Origin of the sequence: Bradyrhizobium sp. U531 (genome assembly GCF_051710265.1) — a bacterium.
GTDB lineage: Bacteria > Pseudomonadota > Alphaproteobacteria > Rhizobiales > Xanthobacteraceae > Bradyrhizobium.
Window position 1 is genome coordinate 1 of the sequence record NZ_JASVEN010000028.1, and the last position, 2,250, is coordinate 2,250.

A 2,250-nucleotide genomic window follows, 5' to 3' on the forward strand; every position below is an offset into this window, starting at 1 on the left:
CTCATTGCTTCCTCCTTTCAAAAGCCAACTCAGTCTGACTGAGAGGACGGGGCGGGTCATCCCATTAATGGTAGGGCCCGCCGCCAAGCGCGAAGCTGTCGCGCATCTGCAGGCCGAATTGGGACTGTCAGAACGGCGGGCCTGCATCATCGTCAGCGCCGACCGCAAGATGATCCGTTATCGGTCGAGCCGGCCGCCCGATGCCGAACTGCGGGTCCAACTGCGCGAACTGGCCAACGCCCGCCGGCGCTTCGGCTATCGGCGGTTATTCGTGCTGCTGCGTCAGCATGGCGAGCCGTCCGGGCTGAACCGTATCTACCGGCTTTATCGGGAGGAAGGCCTCAGCGTGCGTAAGCGCCGGGCTCGCCGCCGCGCGGTCGGCACCCGGGCGCCGATCCTGCTCGAGGCCCGGCCGAATGCCCGTTGGTCGCTGGATTTTGTCCATGACCAGTTTGCCAATGGACGCCGGTTCCGGATCCTCAACATCGTCGATGACGTGACCCGGGAATGCCTGGCGGCGATCCCCGATACTTCGATCCCGGGACGGCGGGTGGCGCGCGAGCTGACGGCGTTGATTGGTCGCCGCGGCAAGCCTGGCATGATCGTCTCGGACAACGGCACCGAGTTCACCTGCAACGCCATTCTGACTTGGTCAGAGGACAACCAGATTGCCTGGCACTTTATCGCGCCAGGCAAACCGATGCAGAACGGCTTCTGTGAAAGCTTCAACGGCCGGATGCGAGACGAGCTTCTCAACGAAACCCTGTTCTTCGGCCTTGATCACGCCCGAACCAGGATTGCGGCGTGGGCCCATGACTACAATAGCTACCGCCCGCATTCGTCGCTGGGCTATCTGACACCCGCGGCCTATTCCGCCAACCTCACCGCAACGTGCGACCGGCTGCGCAACCCCGACCAGCTCCGCCGATCGCACGTTGCTCACCCCGCGCCAAACGGCGTAACATCCGCCGAGACTCTAATCGCCAATGGATGAAAGTTCAGCGGCAGGTCAGTCGCTCTATGCAGCAGCGTTTTTCGCCGAGATATTTCGCGGAGGCATAGCCGCAATTGATAAAGGCCAATGGGACGCAGGCCGCGCTGTCGGCATGAGATGGGGCCAATGCTTGCGTCGGATCATCTTGCCACAGGCGTTTCGCGTTATGATCCCTCCGATCATTAATCAGTCTGTCCTCCAGCTAAAGAATACCTCCTTGATTTCGACGCTAGCTGTTGGAGATCTCTTATATCAAGGGTCGATTATCACTGCGGCTACCTATCGACCTCTTGAGGTCTATACGATGATCGCCATGGTCTATTTTATAGTCTTGTTTCCAGTTACAATATCAGCTCGCCGACTCGAAAAAAAACTCGCGAGAGGTCGGTGACGAATGATCGAGATTGAGGAGCTTCATAAGTCGTTCGGCGCGTTAAAGGTGCTGAAGGGCGTTAATCTGCGAGTTGCCAAAAGCAGCGTTGTTGCGCTGATCGGACCCTCTGGATCAGGGAAGAGCACGCTGTTGCGATGCCTCAATCTACTTGAGCAGCCTGACAGCGGTACCGTGAGGATGGGAAATTCCGAATTCCGCTACGGGCCCAAATGGCAGCGACCAAGCGATCGCGAAGTTTCCGCTTTTCGCTCTCGGACAGGCATGGTTTTCCAGCACTTCAACTTATTTCCACATATGTCAGTGCTTCGGAACGTCATCGAAGGACCATTAACCGTAAAAAGGTCGAAAAAATCCGAGGCCACAGACCTTGCATATCACCTGTTAGAACAAGTGGGGCTTTCGAACAGAGGCTCGTCATACCCGTCGGAGCTCTCGGGAGGACAAAAGCAACGGGTCGCCATAGCGCGCGCTCTGGCGATGGAGCCGGAGATACTGCTCTTGGATGAGGCTACATCAGCCGTGGATCCAGAACTAATTGGGGAAGTTCTCGACGTAATTCGAAGCCTTGCACGTAAAGGTACCACAATGGCACTTGTTACACATGAAATGTCGTTTGCTCTTGAGGTGGCGGATGAGGTCTATTTCATGTCGGAAGGAGCGATCGTCGAGCACGGCAAGCCGGATGAAGTTCTGTTGCGCCCATCCAACCCTAGGACGAAAGGCTTTCTGAGTCGCTTCAGGTTAGATCCGCAAGCTGCCGGCGGGGTTGGGCTTAGCTAGGGCGCAGGAGCAGGAGGGGATGTCCCGGGTTCTGTTGAATTTCTGAAGAGGTCGGCGTTGCCCACCTTGAGCCGGTAGGCTC

Annotated in this window: 3 protein-coding genes; all 3 read left to right on the forward strand. The window is 57.5% G+C overall.

What is annotated here, in order from left to right:
• On the forward strand, window positions 1-994 hold a 994-nt coding region (locus tag QRQ56_RS39125), incomplete at its 5' end, for an IS3 family transposase (protein ID WP_438747106.1).
• Window positions 987-1,385: an amino acid ABC transporter permease gene (locus QRQ56_RS39130; RefSeq protein ID WP_438747108.1), complete on the forward strand. Its 399-nt coding sequence runs from the start codon at window positions 987-989 to the stop codon at window positions 1,383-1,385. The genes QRQ56_RS39125 and QRQ56_RS39130, both read left to right, overlap by 8 nt.
• Window positions 1,386-1,388: 3 nt before the next feature.
• Complete coding sequence (locus QRQ56_RS39135) at window positions 1,389-2,168, forward strand: amino acid ABC transporter ATP-binding protein (RefSeq protein ID WP_438747109.1); 780 nt, start codon at window positions 1,389-1,391, stop codon at window positions 2,166-2,168.
• Window positions 2,169-2,250 lie beyond the last annotated feature (82 nt).